Annotated in this window: 22 protein-coding genes; 14 read left to right on the forward strand and 8 right to left on the reverse strand. The window is 72.1% G+C overall.

Annotated elements, in window-relative coordinates:
- Window positions 1-9 precede the first annotated feature (9 nt).
- Together ACX9I7_RS14185 and ACX9I7_RS14190 are read left to right on the forward strand one after the other, a co-directional pair.
- Window positions 10-1,011, forward strand: a complete 1,002-nt coding sequence (locus tag ACX9I7_RS14185; protein ID WP_459387534.1) for a DUF3068 domain-containing protein — start codon at window positions 10-12, stop codon at window positions 1,009-1,011.
- A gap of 16 nt (window positions 1,012-1,027) precedes the next feature.
- Entirely contained in the window at window positions 1,028-1,219 is a 192-nt protein-coding gene (locus tag ACX9I7_RS14190) for a hypothetical protein (RefSeq protein WP_126913652.1), read from the forward strand.
- Window positions 1,220-1,293: 74 nt separating this feature from the next.
- On the opposite strand, the gene hrpB is transcribed toward ACX9I7_RS14190, so the two are convergent.
- Both hrpB and ACX9I7_RS14200 read right to left on the reverse strand, forming a co-directional pair.
- Complete coding sequence (gene hrpB, locus ACX9I7_RS14195; RefSeq protein WP_459387535.1) at window positions 1,294-3,822, reverse strand: ATP-dependent helicase HrpB; 2,529 nt, start codon at window positions 3,820-3,822, stop codon at window positions 1,294-1,296.
- A gap of 117 nt (window positions 3,823-3,939) precedes the next feature.
- Window positions 3,940-4,737: a class I SAM-dependent methyltransferase gene (locus tag ACX9I7_RS14200; RefSeq protein ID WP_387577565.1), complete on the reverse strand. Its 798-nt coding sequence runs from the start codon at window positions 4,735-4,737 to the stop codon at window positions 3,940-3,942.
- Window positions 4,738-5,245: 508 nt separating this feature from the next.
- On the opposite strand from ACX9I7_RS14200, the gene rpsA reads away from it, so the two are divergent.
- The 7 genes from rpsA to ACX9I7_RS14235 all read left to right on the forward strand — a co-directional run bounded on the left by rpsA (window position 5,246) and on the right by ACX9I7_RS14235 (window position 10,786).
- Entirely contained in the window at window positions 5,246-6,739 is a 1,494-nt protein-coding gene (gene rpsA, locus ACX9I7_RS14205) for a 30S ribosomal protein S1 (protein WP_189455052.1), read from the forward strand.
- Window positions 6,740-6,917: 178 nt separating this feature from the next.
- Window positions 6,918-7,862 (forward strand): PAC2 family protein, encoded by a 945-nt coding sequence (locus ACX9I7_RS14210; RefSeq protein WP_126913648.1) that lies wholly within the window; start codon window positions 6,918-6,920, stop codon window positions 7,860-7,862.
- Window positions 7,863-7,887: 25 nt separating this feature from the next.
- Window positions 7,888-8,496, forward strand: a complete 609-nt coding sequence (coaE, locus tag ACX9I7_RS14215; RefSeq protein ID WP_459387536.1) for a dephospho-CoA kinase — start codon at window positions 7,888-7,890, stop codon at window positions 8,494-8,496.
- 199 nt (window positions 8,497-8,695) lie between these two features.
- Window positions 8,696-9,274, forward strand: a complete 579-nt coding sequence (locus ACX9I7_RS14220; protein WP_459387537.1) for a hypothetical protein — start codon at window positions 8,696-8,698, stop codon at window positions 9,272-9,274.
- An 82-nt stretch (window positions 9,275-9,356) separates the two neighbouring features.
- Window positions 9,357-9,677, forward strand: a complete 321-nt coding sequence (locus ACX9I7_RS14225; RefSeq protein ID WP_459387538.1) for a type VII secretion target — start codon at window positions 9,357-9,359, stop codon at window positions 9,675-9,677.
- 7 nt (window positions 9,678-9,684) lie between these two features.
- Complete coding sequence (locus ACX9I7_RS14230) at window positions 9,685-10,434, forward strand: WXG100 family type VII secretion target (protein WP_459387539.1); 750 nt, start codon at window positions 9,685-9,687, stop codon at window positions 10,432-10,434.
- 28 nt (window positions 10,435-10,462) lie between these two features.
- Window positions 10,463-10,786, forward strand: coding sequence for a hypothetical protein (locus ACX9I7_RS14235; protein ID WP_189455042.1), 324 nt, complete (start codon window positions 10,463-10,465; stop codon window positions 10,784-10,786).
- 21 nt (window positions 10,787-10,807) lie between these two features.
- Here the strand turns inward: ACX9I7_RS14235 and ACX9I7_RS14240 are convergent, their stop codons facing one another.
- The 3 genes from ACX9I7_RS14240 to ACX9I7_RS14250 form a co-directional block, all read right to left on the reverse strand.
- Window positions 10,808-11,098 (reverse strand): DUF6343 family protein, encoded by a 291-nt coding sequence (locus tag ACX9I7_RS14240; protein ID WP_358238562.1) that lies wholly within the window; start codon window positions 11,096-11,098, stop codon window positions 10,808-10,810.
- A gap of 42 nt (window positions 11,099-11,140) precedes the next feature.
- Complete coding sequence (locus tag ACX9I7_RS14245) at window positions 11,141-11,713, reverse strand: methylated-DNA--[protein]-cysteine S-methyltransferase (RefSeq protein WP_459387540.1); 573 nt, start codon at window positions 11,711-11,713, stop codon at window positions 11,141-11,143.
- 64 nt (window positions 11,714-11,777) lie between these two features.
- Window positions 11,778-12,776 (reverse strand): glycerophosphodiester phosphodiesterase, encoded by a 999-nt coding sequence (locus tag ACX9I7_RS14250; protein WP_387577580.1) that lies wholly within the window; start codon window positions 12,774-12,776, stop codon window positions 11,778-11,780.
- A 246-nt stretch (window positions 12,777-13,022) separates the two neighbouring features.
- Here ACX9I7_RS14250 and uvrB point away from each other — a divergent pair, with 246 nt between their 5' ends.
- The 4 genes from uvrB (at window position 13,023) to ACX9I7_RS14270 (ending at window position 19,412) form a co-directional block, all read left to right on the forward strand.
- Window positions 13,023-15,170, forward strand: coding sequence for an excinuclease ABC subunit UvrB (uvrB, locus tag ACX9I7_RS14255; RefSeq protein ID WP_387577582.1), 2,148 nt, complete (start codon window positions 13,023-13,025; stop codon window positions 15,168-15,170).
- A gap of 200 nt (window positions 15,171-15,370) precedes the next feature.
- Entirely contained in the window at window positions 15,371-15,949 is a 579-nt protein-coding gene (locus ACX9I7_RS14260; protein WP_387577584.1) for a TerD family protein, read from the forward strand.
- 75 nt (window positions 15,950-16,024) lie between these two features.
- Window positions 16,025-18,259 carry a TerD family protein gene (locus tag ACX9I7_RS14265; RefSeq protein WP_459387541.1) on the forward strand — a complete coding sequence of 745 codons (2,235 nt, stop codon included), beginning with the start codon at window positions 16,025-16,027 and terminating at the stop codon, window positions 18,257-18,259.
- A gap of 136 nt (window positions 18,260-18,395) precedes the next feature.
- Window positions 18,396-19,412, forward strand: coding sequence for a TerC family protein (locus tag ACX9I7_RS14270; RefSeq protein ID WP_387577588.1), 1,017 nt, complete (start codon window positions 18,396-18,398; stop codon window positions 19,410-19,412).
- A gap of 44 nt (window positions 19,413-19,456) precedes the next feature.
- Here ACX9I7_RS14270 and ACX9I7_RS14275 read toward each other — a convergent pair whose 3' ends face one another.
- The 3 genes from ACX9I7_RS14275 to ACX9I7_RS14285 all read right to left on the reverse strand — a co-directional run bounded on the left by ACX9I7_RS14275 (window position 19,457) and on the right by ACX9I7_RS14285 (window position 22,266).
- A complete protein-coding gene (locus ACX9I7_RS14275; protein ID WP_459387542.1) occupies window positions 19,457-20,767 on the reverse strand; it encodes an MFS transporter in 1,311 nt (436 codons plus the stop codon).
- Between the two features lie 145 nt (window positions 20,768-20,912).
- Window positions 20,913-21,569 (reverse strand): MBL fold metallo-hydrolase, encoded by a 657-nt coding sequence (locus tag ACX9I7_RS14280; protein WP_387577592.1) that lies wholly within the window; start codon window positions 21,567-21,569, stop codon window positions 20,913-20,915.
- A 10-nt stretch (window positions 21,570-21,579) separates the two neighbouring features.
- On the reverse strand, window positions 21,580-22,266 hold the full coding sequence (locus tag ACX9I7_RS14285) for a maleylpyruvate isomerase family mycothiol-dependent enzyme (protein ID WP_459387543.1): 687 nt from the start codon (window positions 22,264-22,266) through the stop codon (window positions 21,580-21,582).
- A 210-nt stretch (window positions 22,267-22,476) separates the two neighbouring features.
- Here ACX9I7_RS14285 and uvrA point away from each other — a divergent pair, with 210 nt between their 5' ends.
- A complete protein-coding gene (gene uvrA / locus ACX9I7_RS14290) occupies window positions 22,477-25,503 on the forward strand; it encodes an excinuclease ABC subunit UvrA (RefSeq protein ID WP_459387544.1) in 3,027 nt (1,008 codons plus the stop codon).
- The last annotated feature ends 42 nt before the right edge of the window (window positions 25,504-25,545 follow it).

Raw genomic sequence — 25,545 nt, forward strand, 5'->3', positions numbered from 1 at the left:
AGCGCCGCCATGCGCCGACGGGCGAGCCTCGTACTGCTGGCCTTCGCGGTCTTCTGCACCGCGCTGTCACCCCTGCTGCGCTGGTACGCCTTCCCCCGCCTCGCCAAGGTCCCGGCCGGCCAATACCGGACCGTCGTCATGGAGGCCGAGAACGCCACCCTCATCGACTACGGCACCCTCAAGCCCCGCACCGTCCCCCGCCTCACCGTGGTCCAGACCCTCAAGGGCAACGTCGAGAAGGCCCGGGAGGTCGGCGCCGAGACCGGCCGCGACGTCGTCGTCTGGGACACCCTCTCCTACGCCGCCGGACCCGACGGTGCCATGGTCTCCATGATCCCCGAACGGTACGTCTTCGACGCCCACAGCCAGGAACCCGTCCACGCGGGCGGCGAACACGTCGACGGCACCCCGGTGCGCCGCGACGGCATCGAGTTCAAATGGCCGTTCCTCGTCGAGAGACGCGACTACCGCTACTTCGACCTGATGACCCGCACCTCCGCGCCCATCCACTACAAGGGCACCCGCGTCTTCCACGGCCTGGACGTCTACTACTTCGAGCAGACGATCCCCTGGACGAAGGTGCCCCTGCCCAGGAAGCTGCCGCTCGGCATCAGCCCCGACACCGTCCGCCGGCTCGGCCTGGAACGCTGGTACACCACCCGGCGCATGTTCTGGATCGACCCCGTCACCGGCGCCCCCGTCAACGGCGAGGAGATCCACCGCGAGGAGATGCGCTGGACCGGCGCCCCCGGCAAGGAACCGATCCCCGCCTTCTCCGGCCATGTGAAGATGCGCCCCGACTACGTCGACTCGACCGTCGCCCTCGTGGCCTCCCAACGGCAGCTGGTCCTCCTGCTCACCAGCTACCTCCCCTGGGGCCTCCTCGGCCTCGGCGGCGTCCTGCTCGCGCTCTCCCTCGCCCTGGAGGCCCGAGATCGGCGTGCGATCGCGGCGGACCGGGCACACGATGGAGGGAAACCCGAACGGGTGACCCCGAAAGAGGTCGCCTGAGCAGAGGAGGCCCGCCGTGAAGGATTCCCCGGAGGACGCGTCCACCCCGTCCCGCCCCAGCCGGCTCTACACCGGCGGCGAGCGGCCCTTCGACCCCGAGGACCTCGTCATGGCCTCCGGCCATGACGTGACCCCCGAACGCGTCGAGGCGGCCAGGCGCCACATAGAGGAAAAGGGAGCCGCCGCCCTGGAGCGGTACCTCCCCTGACGACGGGGCCGGCGGACGGGACGCACCACGAAGCGGACGGGACGACCACGCACGGTCATCCGCGAGGCGACGCGCTAGCGCCTGGCGTTGGCGCGCCGCGTCGCGGTGGCCGTGGCCGGGTCCTCCGGCCAGGGGTGCCGCGGATACCGGCCGCGCAGCTCGGCCCGTACGGACCGGTAGCCGTCCCGCCAGAACGACGCCAGATCCGCGGTGACCGCCGCCGGACGCCCCGCCGGGGACAACAGATGGACGAGCACGGGCACCCGCCCTCCCGCGACCCGGGGCGTCTCGTGCAGCCCGAAGAGCTCCTGGAGCTTGACCGCCAGCACGGGCTGCTCACCGCCGTAGTCCACCCGGATCCGTGAGCCGCTCGGCACCTCGATGCGCTCCGGCGCCAGCTCGGCCAGCCGCACGGCGTCACCGCTCGCCCACGGCAGCAGTCGCTCCAGCGCCGCCCCCGCGTCCAGCCGCTCCAGATCCGCGCGCCTGCGGGCCCGGTCCAGCTCCACGCCCAGCCATTCGTCCGCCCGCGCCAGCAGCGCCTCGTCGGACACGTCCGGCCACGGCTCGCCCAGCTCACGGCGGAGGAACGCCAGCCGCTGCCGCAGCGCCGCCGCCTCCGCGCCCCACCGCAGCAACCCCAGGCCCTCGCGGCGCAGCCCCTCCAGCAGCGCCGCCCGCACCAGCCCCCGGTCCGGCGCGCTCAGCACGCTCGCCGTCAGCTCCACCGCGCCCAGCCGGGCCACGCGGCGCGCCACGACGTCGCGCCGCTCCTCCGACCAGCGCACCTCGTCGCCCTCGTCGAGCAGCGACCCGGCGGCGGCCCGCGCCGTCTCCTCGTCGATCACCGCGCCCAGCCGCACCCGCGCCGACGCGGCGGCGACGGGCCGGTCCGCGACGGCCACCGCGAGCCAGGGCGCGGTGCGCAGCCGGGACCCGTCACCCAGCTCGGCGCCGGTGCCGGACACCATCAGGTACGAGGCCCCGCCGCGCAGCCGCGCCACCCGCTCGGGGAATGCGAGCGCGGCGATCAGGCCGGCGACGGCGTCGTCGCTGTCCGCACGGGACGCGGCCGCGGCGGGCTCCTCGGAGACGCTCCGCAGCGCGCTCTCCAGCCTGCGCGCCTCCACGCGCCAGCGGGAGCCGTAGGCGTCGTTCCCGCGCCGGGCGGAGCGCCACGCCGCCGCCAGATCGTCCCCGTACTCCCTCGGCGGTTCCTCGCTCAGCAGCGCCACGACCTCCGCCGCCCGGCGTGCGCCGACCTCGCGCGCGCCGTCCAGCAGGGCGCGTGCGAGCCGGGGGTGCACGCCCAGGCGCGCCATGCGCCGGCCCCGGTCGGTCGGCCGCCCGTCGGCGTCCACCGCGCCGGTGGCCGCGAGCACCGACCGCGCGGCCGCCAGGGCGCCGGCCGGCGGGGCGTCGAGCAGCGCGAGGCCGGTCGCGTCGGGATCGCCCCAGCAGGCCGCCTGCAGGGCGAACGCCGTCAGGTCCGCCACCGTGATCTCCGCCGCCGGGAACGCGGGCAGCCGCGTCTCGTCCGCCTCCGTCCAGCAGCGGTACACCGCCCCCGGGGCCTCGCGCCCCGCGCGGCCCGCCCGCTGGCGGCCGGACGCGCGGGACGCCCGTACGGTCGTCAGCGCGCTCAGCCCCCGGGCGTGGTCCATGCGCGGCTCCCGGGCCAGCCCGGCGTCCACGACGACCCGTACGCCCGGCACGGTCAGGCTCGACTCGGCCACCGAGGTCGCCAGCACCACGCGCCGCGTCCCGGTGCCACCGGCCAGCACCGCGTCCTGCACGGCGGCCGGGGCCCGCCCGTGCACCTGGAGCACCTCGGCCCCGCCGGGCGCCCCGCCCAGCAGACCCGCCACCCGGCCGATCTCGCCCACGCCGGGGAGGAAGCAGAGCACGTCGCCCTCCCGCTCGCGCAGCGCCCGCCGCACCACGGCCGCCACGTGCTCCAGCAGCGCCGGATCCACGCGCATGCCGTGCGGCGGCCGTATCGCGCGCTCCGGCGGCGCCCACACCACCTCCACGGGGTGCGACACCCCCGCCGCCTCCACCACCGGCGCGCCGCCCAGCAGCCGCGCCCAGCCCTCGGCGTCCGTCGTCGCCGACGCGGCCACCAGCCGCAGCTCCGGGCGCAGCGCGGCCCGGACGTCCAGGAGGAAGGCGGCGGCGGTGTCGGCGTCCAGGTGGCGTTCGTGGCACTCGTCGAGCACGACGACGTCGACGCCGGCGAGCTCCGGGTCGCGCTGGAGGCGCTGGAGCAGGACACCGGTGGTGACGACCTCCACCACGGTCGAGGGCCCGGCCCGGCGCTCGCCGCGCACGGTGAAGCCGACCTTCCCGCCGACCTCCTCGCCCAGCAGCCACGCCATCCGCCGCGCGGCGGCGCGCGCGGCGATCCGGCGGGGCTCGGCGACCAGGACGCGGCGCACGGGCCCGGAGCCGGTCAGCCCCGCCAGCGCGAGCGGTACGAGCGTCGTCTTCCCGGTCCCGGGCGGCGCGCACAGCACGGCCGCACCGTGCCCGTCCAGGGCATGGACAAGGGAGGGCAGGGCGGCGCGTACGGGCAGCTGTTCGAGGACGTCGGTGCGGATCACACGCCAAGTCTCGCCCACCGGCGGATGCGCCCCGTCAGGGGCGCGGGGAACTGCGCGCCTAGCCACGGACGGCCGGCAGCCGACAAACGGCCGTCTCCCCATAAGCAGCCCGCAGGGCTACTCGCACACGAAGATCGCCGTCCCCGGAATCAAATGCCCCCGCAGCGGGGACCAGCCACCCCACTCCTGCTGGTTCCACGCGGGCCACTCCGGCTCGACCAGGTCGACCAGCCGGAAGCCCGCGGCCACGACATCCCGCACCCGGTCCCCGACCGTCCGGTGGTGCTCCACGTACACCGCCCGGCCCGTCTCGTCCTGTTCCACGTACGGCGTGCGGTCGAAGTAGGACGCGGCGACGGACAGCCCCTCGGGCCCGGGCTCGTCCGGGAACGCCCAGCGGATGGGGTGGGTCACCGAGAACACCCAGCGGCCCCCCGGCCGCAGCACCCGCCGCACCTCGCGCATCAGCCGCACCGGGTCGGCGACGAACGGCACCGCGCCGTACGCGGAGCAGGCCAGGTCGAAGGAGCCGTCCGCGAAGGGCAGGGCGCAGGCGTCGGCCTCCACGAGGGGGAAGTCCACGCCGATCCGCAGGGCGTGCTGGAGCTGCCGGTGGGAGAGGTCGAGGGCCACCGGGCGGGCGCCCCGCGCGGCCAGCCAGCGCGAGCACTGGGCGGCGCCGGCGCCGATCTCCAGGACGTCGCGGCCCCTGAGCGATTCCGCCGGGCCCAGCAGGGCGGCCTCCGCCTCGTCGAGGCCCTCCGGCCCCCAGACGAAGCGGTCGTCGCCGAGGAAGCCGCCGTGCTCGTTCTGGTACTCGTCGGCGTTCCGGTCCCACCAGCCACGACTGGCCCGGCTGCTCTCGGCCTCGCCGGTCTCACGGCGGGTGGCCTCGGGCTCGTATTCTTGGATCATCTGATCATCCCGGCGGTCGCGCCTGGGCCGTGTGCCGGCCGGCGGTGGGGTGGTCGGTCGGTGGTGCGCGGCGGGCTCGGAGGCGGGTCGACGCGTCACGGGGACACGATCTTCGCAGGTTCCCCTCCGGAGCGTGACGCCAAGGGGTCGGCGGGGCCGCCCGGGGGTGGCGCGCCGGGGCGCTTCGGGACCCCCGTGGCCTCGCACAACCCGAGTTGTGCCGGATTTACCGCGATTCGTCCCGGGTGTGCGCCTTCGCGCATTGACCGTGTCCGGCTGCCCCCGTATGCTACAAGTTGCGCTGCGAGCCTGCGCGCCTCAGACGGAGCAGGTCGCGCTCGCACTTGTTGTATGTCCCCTCGGTTGTCGAGGCGCTCCCGGTTCCGCCGGGTCAAAAGCTCTTCACGGAGAGTGCGCCTCCAAGGCTGTCCGGCTTCGGCAGTGTGATACGGGCTCTCGGCGTAGCAGTACCTACGACTTCAATGTCCGTACCGGAGCCCTTTCCCACATGACGAGCAGCACCGAGACCACCGCCACCACCCCGCAGGTTGCGGTCAACGACATCGGTAACGAGGAAGCCTTCCTCGCCGCGATCGACGAGACGATCAAGTACTTCAACGACGGCGACATCGTCGACGGCGTCATCGTGAAGGTCGACCGGGACGAGGTCCTGCTCGACATCGGTTACAAGACCGAGGGTGTCATCCCCTCCCGCGAGCTCTCGATCAAGCACGACGTCGACCCGAACGAGGTCGTCAAGGTCGGCGACGAGATCGAGGCCCTGGTTCTCCAGAAGGAGGACAAGGAAGGCCGCCTGATCCTCTCGAAGAAGCGCGCCCAGTACGAGCGCGCCTGGGGCACCATCGAGAAGATCAAGGAAGAGGACGGCATCGTCACCGGTACCGTCATCGAGGTCGTCAAGGGTGGTCTCATCCTCGACATCGGCCTCCGTGGCTTCCTGCCGGCCTCCCTGGTCGAGATGCGTCGTGTCCGCGACCTCCAGCCCTACGTGGGCAAGGAGCTCGAGGCCAAGATCATCGAGCTGGACAAGAACCGCAACAACGTGGTCCTGTCCCGCCGCGCCTGGCTGGAGCAGACCCAGAGCGAGGTCCGTCAGACCTTCCTCACCACCCTCCAGAAGGGTCAGGTGCGCTCCGGCGTCGTCTCCTCCATCGTCAACTTCGGTGCCTTCGTGGACCTGGGTGGCGTCGACGGTCTCGTCCACGTCTCCGAGCTGTCCTGGAAGCACATCGACCACCCGTCCGAGGTCGTCGAGGTCGGCCAGGAGGTCACGGTCGAGGTCCTGGACGTCGACATGGACCGCGAGCGCGTCTCCCTGTCGCTCAAGGCCACCCAGGAAGACCCGTGGCAGCAGTTCGCCCGGACCCACCAGATCGGTCAGGTCGTCCCGGGTAAGGTCACCAAGCTCGTTCCGTTCGGTGCGTTCGTGCGCGTCGACGAGGGCATCGAGGGCCTGGTCCACATCTCCGAGCTGGCCGAGCGCCACGTGGAGATCCCGGAGCAGGTCGTCCAGGTCAACGACGAGATCTTCGTCAAGGTCATCGACATCGACCTCGAGCGTCGTCGCATCAGCCTCTCGCTGAAGCAGGCCAACGAGTCCTTCGGTGCCGACCCGTCCGTGGTCGAGTTCGACCCGACCCTGTACGGCATGGCCGCGTCCTACGACGACCAGGGCAACTACATCTACCCCGAGGGCTTCGACCCCGAGGCCAACGACTGGCTGCCGGGTTACGAGAAGCAGCGCGAGGAGTGGGAGCGCCAGTACGCCGAGGCGCAGCAGCGCTTCGAGCAGCACCAGGCGCAGGTCATCAAGTCCCGCGAGGCGGACGCCGAGGCTGCCGCCGCCGGTGACCAGGCCGCTGCCCAGGCCGCTCCGGCCGGTGGCTCGTACTCCTCGGAGTCGGCCGACACCTCCGGCGCCCTGGCGTCGGACGAGGCTCTCGCCGCCCTGCGCGAGAAGCTCGCCGGCGGCCAGAGCTGAGGCTCTGACCGACCGCGCTCAGCTGAATAGCTGACCGATGTAAGGCCCGCTCTCCTTGGAGAGCGGGCCTTACGCGCGTCTGCCGCCCCTTTTTCACCCCCGTGCTCCGGCCCGGACGGGAATGGTCGCGGTCCCCAAGAACGTTCTCCCTCAAGGAACATGAGGAGGAACGGTCACCGTGTTGGATCCGCAGGGTTTGTACGAATGGGAGCCCAAGGGGCTCGCCGTCGCCGACCTGGCTCTTGCCCAGGACACGGCCGGACTGGTCATGCTCTACCACTTCGAGGGCTACATCGACGCCGGTGAGACGGGCGAGCTGATCGTCAAGCGGCTGCTGGGCGACCTGCCGCACCAGGTCGTGGCCCGCTTCGACCACGACCGGCTCATCGACTACCGCGCGCGGCGCCCCCTGCTGACGTTCCAGCGCGACCGCTGGACCGCCTACGAGACGCCGAAGCTGGAGCTGTACCTGGTGCAGGACGCCACGGGCGCCCCGTTCCTCCTGCTCACCGGCCCCGAGCCGGACGTGGAGTGGGAGCGCTTCGCCGCCGCCGTACGCCTGCTCGTGGAGCGGCTCGGCGTACGGCTGTCCGTCAACTTCCACGGCATCCCCATGGGCGTCCCCCACACCCGGCCCGTCGGCATCACCCCGCACGGCAACCGCACCGACCTGATGCCCGGTCACCGCAGCTACTTCGACGAGGCCCAGGTGCCCGGCAGCGCCGAGTCGTTCGTCGAGTACCGCCTCGCGGAGGCCGGCCACGACGTCCTGGGCGTCGCCGCCCACGTCCCGCACTACGTCGCCCGCTCGTCCTACCCCGACGCGGCGCTGACGGCCCTGGAGGCGGTCACCGCCGCCACGGGGCTCGTCCTGCCCGACGCCGCGCACGCCCTGCGCACCGCGGCGCACCGCACCCAGGAGGAGATCGAGCGCCAGCTCGGCGAGGGCGACGAAGAGCTGATCACGCTCGTCCGGGGCCTTGAGCACCAGTACGACGCGGTGGCCGGGGCCGAGACCCGGGGCAATCTCGTCGCCGAGCCGGTCGAACTGCCCTCCGCCGATGAACTGGGCGCCGAATTCGAGCGTTTCCTCGCCGACAGGGAGGGCGACGGCGGCCGCTGACACCTCGCCCGATAGCGTGGGGCCCATGCTGAAGGTGGGCCTCACGGGCGGGATCGGCGCGGGCAAGAGCGAGGTGTCGCGGCTCCTCGCGTCCTACGGAGCGGTCGTCGTCGACTCGGACCGCATCGCGCGGGAAGTGGTGGAGCCGGGCACGCCCGGACTGGCGGCGGTCGTCGCCGAGTTCGGCCCCGGCGTCCTCACCGCGGAAGGCGCCCTCGACCGGCCCGCGCTGGGTGCGATCGTCTTCGCCGACAAGGGCCGGCTCGCCGCCCTCAACGCCATCGTGCACCCCCTCGTGCGCGCCCGCTCGGCCGAACTGGAGGCCGCCGCCGGCCCGGACGCCGTCGTCGTCCACGACGTGCCCCTCCTCGCCGAGAACGGGCTCGCCCCCCTCTACGACCTGGTGGTCGTCATCGACGCCGGCACCGAGACCCGGCTGGACCGGCTCGTCCGGCTGCGCGGCATGACCCCCGACGAGGCCCGCGCCCGGATGGCGGCCCAGGCCACCCGCGAGGAGCGACTGGCCGTCGCGGACCTGGTCATCGACAACGACGGCCCGCTGGAGGCGCTGGAGCCCCAGGTCAGGGCCGTCTGGGAGCAACTGCGCGAGCGGGCGGCGACGCACTCCGACTGAGTCGTTCATCAGATCGGGTGAGACCGTGGCGCGCCCCGCCGGTAGGCGACGGCCCCCGGTGAGCCCTTGGTGCGGGCCTTCCGGGCCCGTACCCGGCGGCCGGTGGCCGCGCGTACCGCGACGGCACCCCTCTCCGCGTCGCTAGCGTGTCGCCTCGAACGGCGTCACCGCGCGGCTGCTCCGAGGGGGAACGACGACCATGGCCATGCCGGAACTGCTCGGCGCGAGCCCCTTCGCGCCCACTCCCCGGCCGAGGTTCAAGACCCGCCTCGGCGGGGTCTGCCTCGTCGCGGCCGGACTGCTGCTCATGGAGTTCACCGCCACGTCCGCGGTGAAGGCCGCCGGCTACGCGGACCACCAGGGGACCATGACCATCGGCCACTGCCGGGTCACCCGGCAGGGCAGCGGCCACGAAGGCACCAGCTGTGACGGCGTGTTCCGCCCTCTGGACGGTGGCGCGGTGCGCACGGACGCGGAGATCGACGGGCCGTACGTTCCCGGCGAGCGGGTGAAGGTGTACCGGGAATGGGGCTCCTACTCGCTGGTCAGCGCGCGTGCGTTCTGGGGGTGGCTGATCCTGCTCTTCATGGCGCTTCCCGTCATGGCCCACGGTGTCCTGATCACCGTCGCCGGATTCCACCCCAGAACCGCCGGCCAGTTCAAGGCGGTGCGGGAAATGCTGCGCGGGGCCATGGTGGCCGAACACGTCCGGTGGCTGCGCCGGGTGGGAGGCGTGGGCATGCTGGCCTGCTTCTTGCTGGCGTGCGTATCGCCGTGACGCCCGTTCGGGCCTCCGAGTTCATTTCGACCCCCGAGGTCATTTCGACCTCCGAGTTCATTTCGAAAGGGAAAGGGCTGCCGTGTCCGGGCGACTTCGGGTGGAGACGGAATGGTTGGAGGAATTCTCCCGGCAGGTGGGCCGGGGCGCGGAGGACGCCTCGGAAATGACCTCCTACACCAGGGGATTCACCTCCTTCGACTTCATGGAACACGGGCTGCTGGGATTACTCGCGGGGCAGCACGCCGACGTACGGGACACCGTGCTGCGCACCCTCGACCGGCTGACCGCCGTGCTCCGGGAATCGGCGCGGGAACTGGACGCCGCCGCCTCGTACTACCGGCGCACCGACCTCGGAGTCGCCGCAGAGACGGACGCGGCCTACGGCCGGGCGAGGCGCTGACCCGGACATGGACTTCGCCGACATGGTCTTTGCCGACGTGGCCGAGCCGACCCGCCACCTCACCCCGCCCCAAAAGCCCGCGGAGTTCGTCCATCCGCTGAAACCCGTCAACGACGTCGGGGATTTCCTCAGCCCGGCCGGATGGTTCCTGAAACTGGCCGAGCTGATGGTGCCGGGCGACCCGATGGAATACGCGAAGCACGCCCTCGCCGGGGACTGGGAGTCGTACGCGCGCTGCGCCGACGTCTGGCGGAACCTGGGCCGTTCCTGCGACGACCTCGCCCGGAACCTCGGCTCCGGCACCGGCGCCGTCCGCGCGACCTGGCAGGGGAACGCGGCCGACGCCGCGCACGGCTACTTCGACGCCCTGCGCAAGAACCTGGAGGACGCGCGGGACGCCCTGTACGCGATCGACGACGAATACCGGGAGATCGCCCGCTCGGTGGCGTACACCGGCGAGGCCGTCGCCGCGTGCGTCAGCGCGATCCTCGACGCGCTCATCACCGTCTCCATCGCCGTCGCGGCCTCCGCCGCCTCCGGATGGACCGGATGGGGCGCCGCGATGGGGTACGCGCTCGGCGCCGCCGAGGCGAAGACCATCCTCGCGGAATGGGCCGCGATGACCAATCTCCTCAACGCGGCGCAGGTGGCCATGAACGTCAGCTGCGCGGCGATCGGGCGGACCGGTGGCGAGATCGCGGCCTCGCTCGGTGCCTTTCCGCTGCCGCGTACGGGTTACGACCACCCGGCCGTCTGACGCCGGAACAAAAAGAAAGGGCCGGGCGATGCCGGAACAGCACGTCGGATTCGAGGAGTTCGTGACCCCGGGCCGCGACCGGGCCCGGGCCCGCGTCGTCCACGAGGCGCTCCGGCACCTCGCCGACGGCAGCGGCGGTGAGGTCCTGCGGGAGATGGCCCAGGAGGTCCTCTCCGGCCGGATGCGCCTCCACGAGGCGGTGCGGGTGGGCGCGTACTCGGAAGCGCTCACCGAGAGCGTGGAGACCGCCCGGGCGGCCTGGGAACGCCTCTCGCCGGAGGAGCGGGAGCGGGGGACGGCCGAGGCGCGCCGCTTCCTGGCGGCCCGCGCCGAGCCGCCGGGCCCGTCGTGAGGCTCGCGCGGCCGCGGAGGGCTAGGGCTGCCCTTTTCCCTCTCCGGGGTGGTTTGTGTTCCTGACGGCCTCATACGGCGGGACGTCCCGGCCGGGCTGGTAGTGCGGCCCTTGCCGGATGTGCCGGATGATCACGACCAGGTCGATCACGGTCACGAGCATCACCACCCCGCACGCGATCGCCCACCCCGGCCGCCCCGCCAGCGCGAAGAACGCCGTCCCGGCGGCCGTCCACACCAGCCCGAAGGACGCCAGCCCGAACCGCAGCCGCAGCGGGCTGCGCGCCGTCATCGGTTCGTTGCCCGTACGCATGGCGCACCATCTCCCGTTTCCAGGATCCCTCGGGGGCGGGCCTCAGAACAGCGGTTCCGGGAGGACGCCCTCCAGCGACAGCAGGACCCGCTTGGCCTCCAGGCCCGGGCCGAAGCCGCCCAGGCCGCCGTCGCTCCCGATGACGCGGTGGCAGGGGACGACGATGGGCAGCGGATTGCTTCCCATGGCCGTGCCCACCGCGCGGGCCGCGCCGGGGTCGCCCAGGCGGGTGGCGAGGTCCTGGTAGGCGACGACGGTGCCGTAGGGGACGTGGGCGAGGAGCTCGCGCAGGGTGCGGCGGTTGAAGCCGGAGGTGAGGGACCAGTCCAGGGGCACGGAGAAGGCGCGGAGGCGGCCCGCGAAGTAGTCCCGGAGCTGGTCCACGGCCTCGGCGAGGAGGTCGTGGCAGGCGGAGGGCGCCGTCGCGGGGGCGGTGCCCAGGTGCCGTTCCAGCTCGGACAGGGTCCGCTCGGTCCTGTTGGCGTCGGCGTGGAAGACGACGGTCAGCAGGCCGTCCGGGGTCGCGGCGAGGCCCAGGGGACCCACGGGCGAGTCGGTCGTCGACCAGGCCCAGGCCCGGGGGCCGGGCGGCAGGGGGCGCTCGGAGTCCGTCACGCCCCCAGCCTAGAGCGTGGCGGGGCGCCCCCTGCCGGGGCCCCGGGCCCCGGACGGCGTCGTCTCAGACGGCGTCGTCCAGGGGCGCGTCCTCGTCGGCGGGGGCGTCGGCCGGGTCCGGGCCGGACCGGCCGTCGTCGTTCAGCATGGACGGGTCGTCCGCGTCGTCGTCCACGGCGGCGGCGATGACATGGGGGGCGTTGGTGATGATGCCGTCCACGCCCATCCGGGCCAGGCCGACCGCCTTGTCCTCGTCGTCGACGGTCCACGCGCAGACCTCGAGCCGCCGCCCGTGCGGGCCCTTGAGGGCGTGGGCCGCGTCGAGCCACTCGGCGGTGATCCGGGTGTGGTCCGGGTTGATCTGGTCGGCGAACGCGGCGTACGAGGGGAGGTCGGCGGCCTTCGGGGCGCCCAGGAAGCCCTTCTTGAGGTCGGGGCGGAGCTTGTGCAGCGTCTTCAGGGACGGCGCGCTGAAGCTCTGGACGACCAGTGCCTCGTCGATGTGCCGCCGGTCCAGCCAGCCGGAGCGGCGCAGCTCGGCCACGATCTGCCGCTCGATCCCCGGGTAGAGCTCCGGGGCCTTCACCTCCAGCAGCAGCTTCTGGTGGTTGTCGTCGACCCGGCGCAGATAGCGGTCGAGCGTGGGGACCCGTTCGCCGGCGAAACGGCTGTCGTACCAGCTGCCGGCGTCCAGCTTCTCGATCTCGTCGAGCGTGAAGTCCGCGACCTTCCAGGGAGCGCGTCCGGGGAAGCGCCGCTTGGCGTCCGTGGTGCGGTCCAGGGTGGTGTCGTGCATGACGATCAGGGCGCCGTCCTTGGTGCGCTGGACGTCGTTCTCCACCCAGACGGTGCCCAGCCGGGCCGCTCTGTCGATCGAGGCCAGGGTGTTCTCCGGCGCCTCGACGGGCACCCCGCGGTGACCGATGACGACGGGGGCGGCCGGGCCCTCGGCGGCGGTGGGCGCGGGCGCCGCGGCGACCCCGGGGGCGGGCACGCAGGCGAGCGTCGAGAGGGACAGACCGGCGAGCACACCGGTCACGGCGGAGGCGATGCGGATGCGCATGGGGGCTCCTCGCGGCGTCCGGGGCCGGGACGCCCGTCGCGCCGCCGGCCCTCGCGTACGGAACGTCGTACCTGGTGCACGGAAAGTGGTACAGCAAACGTGTACGTGATCGCGAGCGCCGGGGCAGCCGGAGGCGGAGAGCCTTTGCCCACATTTCGCCCGGCGTTCGCCCCGTGACCGGCGGGAAAACGGGGGCGGCGGGCCGGGGACGAGGCCGTTGTCAGTGGTGGGCCGTACGGTGGTCTCATGCGGCCCGTATCCAAGATCGAACGCAAGGTGGCGCCCTTCGAGGTCGTCAGCCCCTTCCAGCCCAGCGGTGACCAGCCGACGGCCATCGCGGAGCTGGAGCGGCGCATCCGCGCGGGTGAGAAGGACGTCGTCCTCCTCGGCGCGACCGGCACCGGCAAGTCGGCCACCACCGCGTGGATGATCGAGAAGCTGCAGCGGCCCACGCTCGTCATGGCGCCCAACAAGACCCTCGCGGCACAGCTCGCCAACGAGTTCCGCGAGCTCCTGCCCAACAACGCCGTCGAATACTTCGTGTCGTACTACGACTACTACCAGCCCGAGGCGTACGTCCCGCAGTCGGACACCTACATCGAGAAGGACTCCTCGATCAACGAGGAGGTCGAGCGGCTGCGCCACTCCGCCACCAACTCGCTGCTCACCCGGCGCGACGTCATCGTCGTGGCATCGGTCTCCTGCATCTACGGCCTGGGCACGCCGCAGGAGTACGTGGACCGCATGGTGCCGCTGAAGGTCGGCCAGGAGATCGACCGCGACACGCTGCTGCGCCGCTTCGTCGAGATCCAGTACACGCGCAACGACCTGGCCTTCACCCGGGGCACCTTCCGCGTGCGCGGCGACACCATCGAGATCTTCCCGGTCTACGAGGAACTGGCCGTCCGCATCGAGATGTTCGGCGACGAGATCGAGGCGCTCTCCACGCTCCACCCGCTCACCGGCGAGGTCATCTCCGACGACCAGGAGCTCTACGTCTTCCCCGCCAGCCACTACATCGCCGGCGCGGAGCGGATGGAGAAGGCCATCGCGGGCATCGAGCGCGAGCTGGAGGAGCGCCTGGCCCAGCTGGAGAAGCAGGGCAAGCTCCTGGAGGCCCAGCGGCTGCGCATGCGCACCACCTACGACATCGAGATGATGCGCCAGGTCGGCTCCTGCTCGGGCATCGAGAACTACTCGCTCCACATGGACGACCGCGAGGCCGGCTCCCCGCCCAACACCCTCCTCGACTACTTCCCCGAGGACTTCCTCCTCGTCATCGACGAGTCGCACGTCACCGTCCCGCAGATCGGCGCGATGTACGAGGGCGACGCGTCCCGCAAGCGCACGCTCGTCGAGCACGGCTTCCGTCTGCCCTCCGCCATGGACAACCGCCCGCTGAAGTGGGAGGAGTTCACCGAGCGCATCGGCCAGACCGTCTACCTCTCCGCGACGCCCGGCCCCTACGAGCTCTCGCGCGGCGACGGCTTCGTCGAGCAGATCATCCGTCCCACCGGCCTCGTCGACCCCGAGGTCGTCGTCAAGCCGACCGAGGGCCAGATCGACGACCTGGTCCACGAGATCCGCACCCGCACCGAGCGCGACGAGCGCGTCCTCGTGACCACCCTCACCAAGAAGATGGCCGAGGACCTCACCGACTACTTCCTGGAGCTCGGCATCCAGGTGCGCTACCTCCACAGCGACGTCGACACGCTGCGCCGCGTCGAGCTGCTGCGCGAGCTGCGCGCCGGCGAGTTCGACGTCCTGGTCGGCATCAACCTGCTGCGCGAGGGTCTCGACCTGCCCGAGGTCTCACTGGTGGCCATCCTCGACGCCGACAAGGAGGGCTTCCTGCGCTCCGGGACGTCCCTGATCCAGACGATCGGCCGCGCGGCGCGCAACGTCTCCGGGCAGGTCCATATGTACGCCGACAAGGTCACTCCCGCGATGGAGAAGGCCATCGACGAGACCAACCGCCGCCGCGAGAAGCAGATCGCCTACAACAAGGAGCGGGGCATCGACCCGCAGCCGCTCCGCAAGAAGATCGGTGACATCGTCGCCTCCCTCGCCCGCGAGGAGCTCGACACCGAGGAGCTGCTGGGCACGGGCTACCGCAAGGCCGGCAAGGAGCAGGGGAAGGCCCCCGTCCCGACGGCTCCGGCCGGCAAGGGGAAGAGCAAGGCCAAGGGCAAGGCCGGCAAGGCGGGCAAGGCCGAGGCGGCGGTGCTCACGGACCGCCCCGCCACGGAACTGGCCCAGCTCATCGAGGACATGACCGACCGTATGCGCGCGGCCGCGGCGGAGCTCCAGTTCGAGGTCGCGGCGCGGCTGCGCGACGAGGTGGGCGAGCTGAAGAAGGAGCTGCGGCAGATGCGCGAGGCGGGGCTGGCCTGACGAGCGGGCCGGCTGGCTCGGCGAGGGGTGCGACAGCATAGTCCAACCTGTCCGACCTGGTACGGAGCATGTTGCAAGACCGCCACAAACCCTTCCCGGAGGCGTACGCGGCCGTCGCGTGTGCATAGGGTCGTATGTGAAGACGGCCGTACGGAACACGTGTGGCCACGGGGGCACAGCCAACGAGAGAGGGACTGCGCGTGACGGTCAACTTGTCCAAGGGCCAGGGCATCAGCCTTCAGAAGGCCGACGGGGGCACCCTGACCGCGGTACGGATGGGGCTGGGCTGGCAGGCGGCCCCCCGCCGCGGGCTGTTCGGGACGCGGACGAAGGAGATCGACCTCGACGCCTCGGCGGTGCTCTTCGCCGACAAGCAGCCGGTCGACGTGGCCTTCTTCCAGCAGCTCGTCAGCAAGGACGGCTCGGTGCGCCACACCGGCGACAACCTTGTCGGCGGCGCGGGCCAGGGCGGTGACGACGAGTCGATCCTCGTCGACCTCCAGCGTGTCCCGGTGCACGTCAACCAGATCGTGTTCACGGTGAACTCGTTCACCGGCCAGACCTTCGCCGAGGTCCGCAACGCCTTCTGCCGCCTGGTCGACGAGACCACCGGCCAGGAGCTGGCCCGCTACACCCTGGACGGCGGCGGCCCGTACACCGCGCAGATCATGGCCAAGGTCCACCGCGCGGGCGACGGCTGGCAGATGACGGCCATCGGCACCCCGGCCAACGGCCGGACGTTCCAGGACCTGCTGGCGGAGATCCAGGCCGTCCTGTGACCGCCCCCGGCGGACGCGGGCGGCACGACACGATGAGCACGGCATAGGACGAGCACGACACGGGGGGAAACGGCGATGACGGCCGAGCTGGTGCGGGGGCAGAACCACCCGCTGCCCGGTACGCGACTGGAGATCCGGGTCTCGGCGGGCCACCCGGTGGTGGCGGGCGCGACGCTCGGTGACGCGGACGGCAGGGTGACCGACGCCCAGTGGGTCGCGCACCCCGCCTCGCCGCGTCTTCCCGGGCTGGAGGTGTCCGGACAGGCCGCCGCCGAGCACCGGCTGGCGGTCGACCTGGACGCCGTCCCGGAGGCCGCCCACCGGCTCGCCGTGGTGCTCGCCCTCCCGTCCGTGGCCTCGGCCCCGGCGCGCTTCGGCGCGATCGCGTCCCCCTTCCTCGCCGTGACGGACACGGACGGCACGGAGATCGCCAGCTACACGGTCACCGGACTGGACGCCGAGTCGGCGGTCGTCGCCCTCGAGCTCTACCGCCGGCAGGGCGCGTGGAAGGTGCGCGCGGTCGGCCAGGGGTACGCGGGAGGGCTGGCCGCGATGCTCCACGACCAGGGTCTGCCGGGTGCGGCGGAGCTGGCCGCCGGCATCGAGGAGGCGGTCGCCCGGGGCATGGCTCGCGCGGTCCAGGCACCGCTTGTCCAGGCGACCTCGGCCCGGGGGGAGGGCGCGCGTGCGGAGTCCGTCCGCGTGGAGTCCGTCCGCGTGGAGTCCGCTCAGGGCGAGGCCGTTCGTGGCGGGCCGGCTCGCGCCGAGGCCGCCCGCGCGGAGTTCGCGCACGCCGAGCACGCTCGCGTCGAGCCCGCTCAGGTCGAGCCCGCTCAGGTCGAGCCCGCTCAGGCCGAACCCGCGCCCGGCGACGGCGAGGCCGGGGCGGTCGACGAGCGGGGGCGGGACGACGCGGCCGGGGCGGGTGCCGTGCCCGAGTCCGCCGCCCCGCAGGACCGGGCGGCGGTAGGGGCCCAGGCGGCCCCGGCCTCCTCCGGGCCCATCAGCTACCGGCATCCCCGCCGCCGGAGCGGCCCGCAGGCCCCGGCGGCGGGCCCGGAACAGCCGTCCTCGGCGCCGCGTGAACCGGCACCGGCATCGGCACCGGCATCGACACCTCCGGCTCCGGACGGGGCCGGTCCGGACCGGGCCGCTCCGGCCGACGGGCCGGGGGCGTCCGGGCCCGTCGCGGGCGATGCCACCGGCTGGTCCATGGACGAGCGGCTCTACAACCAGGTCTGGGGCATGTTCGAGGACCTGACCCGGACGGTCGCCGCCTACCGCAGCGCGGTCGACTTCGCGGAGTCCCGCCTGGAGCGCGAGCTGGACCAGGTGCTCTCCGACCCCGCCACCCGCGTCGGCCCTGCGGCGGACACGGCCCGCGAGGAGGCCCGCGCCCGCCACGCCGAGCTGGTCGACCAGGCGCGGGCCGTGCTCGACCGGGACCTCGCCCAGCTCGTCGCGGAGGCCGAGGTCGTCGAGCACGCCCTGCCGCCCGCCTACGCCCGCTGGGACAGCCCCGTCTGGCAGGGCTACCAGGTGCCGCTGTCGGCCCCGATGGCGCTGCGACTGGGCGATCTGCACCTGCCGGAGCGCCCCGGTCTGCGCATCCCCATGCTGGTGCGGCTGCCGCTGGAGCGCGGCCTGTGGATCGACGCCGGCCGGGCCGGCGGCCCGGACGCGGGCCTGCCGGACTCGGCCGAACTGCGCAGGCTGGCCGTGGACTGCGCGGTCGCGCACGCCGTGCGGCTGCTGGCCGTCCACCCCGTGGGGGACTACACGCTCCACGTCATCGACCCGGCCGGCGCGGCGGGCCCGGCCCTGGCACCGCTGCTCGAGAGCGGGGCGCTGAAGGAGCCGCCGCCCACCGGGGCGCGCGGCGTGTCGGACGTGCTGGCACGTCTGACACGCCGGGTCGACCTGGTGCAGATGGCGGTGCGCAACCGCGCCCTGGACTCGCTGCCCCCGGACCTCGACACGGGCGAGCAACTGCTGATCGTCAACGACTTCCCGCACGGCTTCGACGACCGCGCCGTCACCCAGCTGCGCTACCTGGCGGACGAGGGGCCGTCCGTGGGCGTCCACCTGCTGATGGTGGCCGACCGGGACGACGCGCGGGCCTACGGGCCCGTCCTCGACCCGCTGTGGCGGTCGTTGCTGAGGATCACGCCGGTGCCGGACGACCACCTCGCCGACCCGTGGGTCGGGCACGCCTGGACGTACGAGCCGTCGCGGGTGCCCGCGGGGAGCGATGTCGTGGGTCAGGTGCTCCGCCAGGTCGGCCAGGCGCGGCGCGCGTACGGCATCTGACCCCTCTCCAGCCAGCCCCTGACCCCCCTCCAACCGGCCTCCGACCTGCGGACTTGAGTGTCTCTTTACTATTCCTTGGTTCTTCCTGTACTGTTCTGAGGACTGCCGTACGCCCGTACGACGTGCCGGAGGAACAGTGGACGTCTCCTTGACCCTGTGGGTGCTGACCGTCCTCGGTCTGTGCGCCCTCGTCGCCGCCGACTTCTTCATCGGGGGCCGCAAGCCCCATGAGGTCTCCCTCAAGGAGGCCGGGGTCTGGACGGCGGTCTGGATGGTCCTGGCCGGGCTCTTCGGGCTGGGGCTCCTGGTCTTCGGGGGCGGGCAGCCCGCCGGCGAGTTCTTCGCGGGCTTCATCACCGAGAAGTCGCTGAGCGTCGACAACCTTTTCGTCTTCGTCCTGATCATGGCGAAGTTCTCCGTGCCGTCGATCTACCAGCAGCGAGTGCTCATGGTCGGCGTGCTCATCGCCCTGGTGCTGCGGGCCGTCTTCATCGGCGCCGGCGCCGCGATCATCGCCAACTTCTCCTGGATCTTCTATCTCTTCGGCGCCTTCCTGATCTGGACGGCCTGGAAGCTGATCCAGGAGGCGCGGGGCGGCGAGGAGGAGGAAGAGTTCGAGGAGAACCGCTTCCTGAAGCTGGTCGAGCGCCGCTTCCCCTCCACCGACCGCTACCACGGCACCAAGCTGTTCATCGTGGAGAACGGCAAGCGGCTGATGACCCCGATGCTGATCGTCATGCTGGCGATCGGCACGACGGACGTGCTCTTCGCCCTCGACTCCATACCGGCGATCTTCGGCCTCACCCAGGACCCGTACATCGTCTTCACCGCCAACGCCTTCGCGCTCATGGGCCTGCGGCAGCTGTACTTCCTGATAGGCGGGCTGCTGAGGAAGCTGGTCCACCTCTCCTACGGCCTGTCCGTGATCCTCGGCTTCATCGGCGTCAAGCTGGTGCTGCACGCCCTGCACGAGAGCGGCGTCGCGGTCCCCGAGATCAGCATCCCGGTCTCGCTCGGCGTCATCTGCGCGGTGCTGATCGTCACCACGATCACCAGCTTGCGTGCCTCGGCCGACTCGGCCAAGGAGCCGGCGGAGATACCGGAGTCCCGCTCCCCGGAGGGGGAGCGGGACAAGGAGAGCGCCCGCGCCTGACGGCCGGGACGGGAGCGGGCCGGGACGAGTCAGACTCGATCGGGTCAGGCCGGGGCGGGGTCGGTGGCCGGGCGGGAGGCGATCGTGGCGGGTCGGGTCTCGGGCAGCAGCAGGAAACAGCCCAGGCTCAGCAGGGCGATGCCGGTGAGATAGGCGGCGACGCCCCAGGGCGGCCCGCCCGAGCCGGCGGTCGCCGTCGCCACCAGGGGGGTGACGGCCCCGCCGAGCACTCCGGCGAGGTTGTAGCCGACGGAGGCGCCGGTGCAGCGCACCCTGGCGTCGTAGAGCTCGGGCACATACGCGCCGACCACGCCGAACGCGGTGATGAAGGCCAGCATCGCGACGACGAAGCCCAGCAGCATCAACGCGGGGCGGCCGGTGCGCAGCAGGGCCATGAGGGGGAACATCCACAGGGCCACGGCGGTGCAGCCGGTCAGGCACAGGGTGCGGCGGCCGAAGCGGTCGCCGAGGAGGGCGACGACGGGGGTGGCCGCGCCGGAGACGGCGACCGCCGCCATGACGCAGCCGAGCATGAGCGTGCGGTCGAGGCCGAGGCGCTCGGTGCCATAGGACAGAGACCAGGTGGTGACCGTGTAGAAGACGGAATAGCCGATGGACAGGCCGCCGGCGGTGAGCAGGACGAGCCGCCAGTGGCCGCGGACGACCTCGGCGAAGGGGAGGGTCGCGCGGCTCTCGTTCTCGGCGAGCGCCTGGAAGTCCGGGGTCTCCGCCAGTTGGGTGCGCAGCAGCAGGCCGGCCGCGGCCAGGACGCCCGCCGCCCAGAACGGCACGCGCCAGCCCCAGGACAGGAAGAGGTCGTCGGGGAGGGTGGCCGAAAGGGCCAGGGTGATGCCGTTGGCCAGCAGGAATCCCACGGACGGGCCGGTCTGGGGGAAGCTCGACCACAGCGCGCGGCGATGGGCGGGGGCGTGTTCGACGGTGAGCAGTACGGCGCCGCCCCATTCGCCGCCGACTCCCAGGCCCTGGAGGAAGCGCAGCACGAGCAGCAGCAGCGGGGCGGCCATGCCGATCCGCTGGTAGGTGGGGACGAAGCCGACGGCGACGGTCGCGAGGCCCGTCAGCAGCAGGGAGAAGACGAGCACGGGGCGGCGGCCCAGCCGGTCGCCGATGTGACCGAAGAGCACCGAGCCCAGCGGGCGGGCGATGAAGCCGACGCCGAAGGTGCCGAAGGCGGCGAGGGTGCCGACGAGGGGGGAGACGGTGGGGAAGAACAGCGGGCCCAGCACGAGGGCGGCCGCGGTGCCGTAGGCGAAGAAGTCGTAGAACTCGATGGTGGTTCCGACCATGGACGCCGCCGCGAGGCGGAGCAGGGCCGGGGGGCGGTCGCGATTCATGTACTGCCCAACTTCCCCCGGGGGCGGGGGAAACGGGGCGTGCGGGGGCGTTGCCGGGGGCGCGCCGGAAGGGCGCCGTCCGCCTGGTGTGCGGACGGCGCGCTACCAGCGGTCCGTCATCGGTGGCGGGCCAGGCCGCCGGGCGTCACCAGCCGCGCTCGCGCCACTCCGCGAGGTGCGGGCGCTCGGCGCCGAGGGTGGTGTCGTTGCCGTGGCCCGGGTAGACCCAGGTCTCGTCCGCGAGCTCGCCGAAGATCTTGGTCTCGACGTCGTGGAGGAGGCTGGCGAACGCCTTGGGGTCGTCGTGGGTGTTGCCCACGCCGCCGGGGAAGAGGCAGTCGCCGGTGAACACGTGGGCGTGGCCGTGGGGGTCGTCGTAGACCAGCGCGATGCTGCCCGGGGTGTGACCGACCAGGTGACGGGCCGTCAGCTCCACCCGTCCGACGCGGATGACGTCGCCGTCGTCGACGAGCACGTCGGTCGGCACGGGGATGCCCTCGGCGTCCTCGCGGCCGGCGTAGGTACGGGCGCCGGTGGCGTCCACGACCTCGCGCAGCGCGCCCCAGTGGTCCGCGTGCTGATGGGTGGTCACGACGGAGGCGATGCCGCTGTCGCCGATCAGGGTGAGCAGGGTGTGGGGCTCGGCGGCGGCGTCGATCAGCAACTGCTCGTCCGTCGCGCGGCAGCGCAGCAGATAAGCGTTGTTGTTCATGGGTCCGACCGCGACCTTGGAGATCATCAGATCGGCCAACTCGTGTACGTCCGCAGGTCCGCCGACCTCTACCGCTCCGCTGTACATCATGGTCGACAGCCTATAGCGCGGGCAGAACGGGCAGCGGAGCGCCACCTGTTTCGAGTTCCGCGCCGTTCCGGCGGCCCGCCAGCCAGCCCAGCAGGGCGGGGGTCGTGCCGGTCACGGTGAGGGGCTCGCCCTCCGCGCGGCCGGAGGTCCAGGTGCCGCCGTCGGTGGAGACCAGCCGGAGCGCCGGGACGTCGGCGTTGCCGGAGAAGCGGTCCGCGAGGAAGCCGATCTCGCGGGTGGTGAAGCCGGCGGGCAGATCCTCCAGCTCGTAGCCGATGCCGAGGTCGACGTGGTGGAGCTCGACCTCGATCAGCCGGCGGAAGGGGACGTTGGCGGCGGCGTCGGTCACGCCGTTGCGCAGGGTGACGGTGCGGTTCCAGTCGGCGGGGGCGTTCGCCGTGTCCAGGAAGCGGGCGGCCGCCGACCGCAGGTCGTCGAGCTGGACGGTCAGCTCGCGGGGCGCGCCGTTGTCGATGTCGGCGTCGCGGGCCTCGGCGCTCGCGTACATGGGGCGGCCCTCCAGCACGTTCACGAGAGCGTCCGCGTTGCGCGCGAGATGGGTCAGGACGTGGCCCCGGGTCCAGCCGGGCAGCCGTGACGCCTGGGCCACGGCGGCGTTGTCCAGCGTGCCGGCGGCGGTGAGCAGCCGGTCGGTCGCCTCACGTACAGCGTTCAGGTCGTGCACATGATCAGTCATGGCGCCGACGATAGCTCCGCCACTCCTTCGGGTGAAGGAGGTCGATCCGGCCCGTAAATCGAATGTGCGTGCTATAGGCTCGTGGGTGGCATCGCTGACGACTTTCGTGCGGCCCCTGGTTGTCAGACCTCCCCCGTACTCTGGATCGGGGGCGAGGATCAGCCCCCTTCAGCTCTCCAGAGCCGACTCTCAAGAAAGGTGCCGACTGGCGTGGCAGACCGTCTCATCGTCCGTGGCGCTCGCGAGCACAACCTCAAGAACGTCTCGCTCGACCTCCCGCGCGACTCCCTGATCGTCTTCACCGGACTCTCGGGGTCGGGCAAGTCCTCCCTCGCGTTCGACACGATCTTCGCCGAGGGGCAGCGCCGCTACGTGGAGTCGCTCTCCTCCTACGCCCGGCAGTTCCTCGGGCAGATGGACAAGCCCGATGTGGACTTCATCGAGGGCCTCTCCCCGGCGGTCTCCATCGACCAGAAGTCGACCTCGCGCAACCCGCGCTCCACGGTCGGCACCATCACCGAGGTCTACGACTACCTCCGGCTGCTCTTCGCCCGGATCGGCAAGCCCCACTGCCCCGAGTGCGCGCGTCCCATCTCCCGGCAGTCGCCCCAGGCGATCGTGGACCGGGTGCTGGAGCTGCCCGAGGGCAGCCGCTTCCAGGTGCTCTCGCCGCTGGTGCGCGAGCGCAAGGGCGAGTTCGTCGATCTCTTCTCCGACCTCCAGGCCAAGGGCTACAGCCGGGCCCGGGTCGACGGGCAGACGATCCAGCTCACCGACCCGCCGAAGCTGAAGAAGCAGGAGAAGCACACCATCGAGGTGGTCGTCGACCGCCTCACCGTCAAGGACAGCGCCAAGCGCCGGCTGACCGACTCCGTCGAGACCGCGCTGGGCCTCTCCGGCGGCATGGTCGTCCTCGACTTCGTCGACCTCGCCGAGGACGACCCCGAGCGTGAGCGGATGTTCTCCGAGCACCTCTACTGCCCGTACGACGATCTGTCCTTCGAGGAGCTGGAGCCGCGCTCCTTCTCCTTCAACTCGCCCTTCGGCGCCTGCCCCGAGTGCACCGGCATCGGCACGCGCATGGAGGTCGACCCCGAGCTGATCGTCCCCGACGAGGACAAGTCCCTCGACGAGGGCGCCATCAGCCCCTGGTCGCACGGCCACACCAAGGACTACTTCGGCCGGCTGGTCGGCGCGCTCGCCGACGCGCTGGGCTTCCGCACCGACATCCCCTGGGCCGGGCTGCCCCAGCGGGCCAAGAAGGCCCTGCTCCACGGCCACAAGACCCAGATCGAGGTGCGCTACCGCAACCGCTACGGCCGCGAGCGTGCCTACACCACCGCCTTCGAGGGCGCGGTGCCGTTCGTCAAGCGGCGCCACTCCGAGGCGGAGAGCGACACCAGTCGTGAGCGCTTCGAGGGCTACATGCGCGAGGTGCACTGCCCCACGTGTGAGGGCACGCGGCTCAAGCCCATCGTCCTCGCGGTCACCGTGCAGGGCCGGTCCATCGCGGAGGTCTCCGCGATGTCGATCAGCGAGTGCGCGGACTTCCTGCGTGACATGAAGCTCACCGGCCGTGAGAAGAAGATCGCCGAGCGGGTGCTCAAGGAGGTCAACGAGCGCCTGAAGTTCCTCGTCGACGTCGGCCTGGACTATCTCTCGCTCAACCGCGCCGCAGGCACCCTCTCCGGAGGCGAGGCCCAGCGCATCCGGCTGGCCACGCAGATCGGCTCCGGCCTCGTCGGCGTGCTCTACGTCCTGGACGAGCCCTCCATCGGCCTCCACCAGCGCGACAACCACCGGCTGATCGAGACCCTCGTCCGCCTGCGCGACATGGGCAACACCCTGATCGTCGTCGAGCACGACGAGGACACCATCAAGGTCGCCGACTGGGTCGTCGACATCGGCCCCGGCGCCGGTGAGCACGGCGGCAAGGTCGTCCACAGCGGGCCCCTCAAGGAGCTGCTGGCCACCGAGGCGTCGATGACCGGCCAGTACCTGTCCGGCAAGAGGTCCATCGCCCTCCCCGACGTCCGCCGCCCCGTGGACCCCGGCCGCAAGCTCACCGTGCGCGGCGCCCGGGAGAACAACCTGCGCGACATCGACGTGTCGTTCCCCCTGGGCGTGCTCACGGCCGTCACCGGTGTCTCCGGCTCCGGCAAGTCGACGCTCGTCAATGACATCCTCTACACCCACCTGGCACGCGAACTGAACGCCGCCCGGGCCGTTCCGGGCCGGCACACCCGCGTGGAGGGCGACGACCTCGTCGACAAGGTCGTCCACGTCGACCAGTCGCCCATCGGCCGTACGCCGCGCTCGAACCCCGCCACGTACACCGGCGTCTTCGACCACGTCCGCAAGCTCTTCGCCGAGACGATGGAGGCCAAGGTCCGCGGCTACCTGCCCGGCCGCTTCTCCTTCAACGTCAAGGGCGGCCGCTGCGAGAACTGCGCGGGCGACGGCACCATCAAGATCGAGATGAACTTCCTGCCGGACGTGTACGTGCCGTGCGAGGTCTGCCACGGCGCGCGCTACAACCGGGAGACCCTGGAGGTCCACTACAAGGGCAAGTCCATCGCCGAGGTGCTGGACATGCCCATCGAGGAGGCCCTCGAGTTCTTCGAGGCCGTGCCGACGATCGCCCGCCACCTGCGCACGCTCCACGAGGTGGGGCTCGGCTACGTCCGCCTGGGGCAGTCGGCGCCGACGCTCTCCGGCGGCGAGGCCCAGCGCGTCAAGCTCGCCAGCGAGCTGCAGAAGCGGTCGACCGGACGGACGGTGTACGTCCTGGACGAGCCGACGACCGGTCTGCACTTCGAGGACATCAGCAAGCTGATCAGCGTGCTGTCCGGGCTGGTCGACAAGGGCAACACGGTCATCGTCATCGAGCACAACCTCGACGTGATCAAGACCGCCGACTGGGTCGTCGACATGGGCCCCGAGGGCGGCTCCGGCGGCGGCCTCGTCGTCGCGGAGGGCACGCCCGAGGAGGTGGCGGCGGTACCGGCCAGCCACACGGGCAAGTTCCTGCGCGACATGCTGGGGGATCGCGTGAGCGACGCGTCGGTGCCGGCGCGGAAGGCGCCGAAGACCGCGAAGCGGGCTTCGGCGAAGCCGGCGAAGAAGACAGTGGCGGCGAAGTCCGCTACCGCGAAGAAGACGGTCTCGGCGAGGACGACGGCCGTTACCGCGAAGAAGACCGCGGCGAAGAAGACCGCGGCCCGTAAGAAGGGCTGAGGCGGTTCGGCACCGCCGGATCCCGCCGCGACGGCCGATCGC

The organism is Streptomyces sp. L500 (assembly GCF_054551825.1).

Coding starts and splice junctions, on each gene's coding strand:
- ACX9I7_RS14185 (WP_459387534.1), top strand. CDS start 10: ATGCGCCGACGGGCGAGCCTCGTACTGCTGGCCTTCGCGGTCTTCTGC.
- ACX9I7_RS14200 (WP_387577565.1), bottom strand. CDS start 4,737: ATGATCCAAGAATACGAGCCCGAGGCCACCCGCCGTGAGACCGGCGAG.
- rpsA (WP_189455052.1), top strand. CDS start 5,246: ATGACGAGCAGCACCGAGACCACCGCCACCACCCCGCAGGTTGCGGTC.
- coaE (WP_459387536.1), top strand. CDS start 7,888: ATGCTGAAGGTGGGCCTCACGGGCGGGATCGGCGCGGGCAAGAGCGAG.
- ACX9I7_RS14220 (WP_459387537.1), top strand. CDS start 8,696: ATGGCCATGCCGGAACTGCTCGGCGCGAGCCCCTTCGCGCCCACTCCC.
- ACX9I7_RS14230 (WP_459387539.1), top strand. CDS start 9,685: ATGGACTTCGCCGACATGGTCTTTGCCGACGTGGCCGAGCCGACCCGC.
- ACX9I7_RS14235 (WP_189455042.1), top strand. CDS start 10,463: ATGCCGGAACAGCACGTCGGATTCGAGGAGTTCGTGACCCCGGGCCGC.
- ACX9I7_RS14240 (WP_358238562.1), bottom strand. CDS start 11,098: ATGCGTACGGGCAACGAACCGATGACGGCGCGCAGCCCGCTGCGGCTG.
- ACX9I7_RS14250 (WP_387577580.1), bottom strand. CDS start 12,776: ATGCGCATCCGCATCGCCTCCGCCGTGACCGGTGTGCTCGCCGGTCTG.
- uvrB (WP_387577582.1), top strand. CDS start 13,023: ATGCGGCCCGTATCCAAGATCGAACGCAAGGTGGCGCCCTTCGAGGTC.
- ACX9I7_RS14265 (WP_459387541.1), top strand. CDS start 16,025: ATGACGGCCGAGCTGGTGCGGGGGCAGAACCACCCGCTGCCCGGTACG.
- ACX9I7_RS14275 (WP_459387542.1), bottom strand. CDS start 20,767: ATGAATCGCGACCGCCCCCCGGCCCTGCTCCGCCTCGCGGCGGCGTCC.
- ACX9I7_RS14280 (WP_387577592.1), bottom strand. CDS start 21,569: ATGATGTACAGCGGAGCGGTAGAGGTCGGCGGACCTGCGGACGTACAC.
- ACX9I7_RS14285 (WP_459387543.1), bottom strand. CDS start 22,266: ATGACTGATCATGTGCACGACCTGAACGCTGTACGTGAGGCGACCGAC.